General features: G+C 57.4%; 1 rRNA gene. It reads left to right on the forward strand.

Annotated features, from left to right (window positions below):
- Positions 1-111 precede the first annotated feature (111 nt).
- Positions 112-209 (forward strand): 5S ribosomal RNA (gene rrf / locus JDF658_RS13615); the annotation flags it as partial.

The raw sequence follows: 209 nt of genomic DNA on the forward strand, positions 1-209 counted from the left end.
CCGGGAGTGTAAGAGCCGCAAGGCTTTGAGCGGACCGGTACTAATAGGTCGAGGTCTTAACCTCAAAAGAACTCTGTGCGGTTTTGAGGGAGCAATCCCTGAAGAGAATAGTCCGGTGGCAATGGCGGTGGGGCAACACCCGTACCCATACCGAACACGGCAGTTAAGCCCACCAGCGCCGATGGTACTTGGACCGCAGGGTCCTGGGA

The organism is Carboxydocella sp. JDF658, assembly GCF_002049395.1.
GTDB lineage: Bacteria > Bacillota.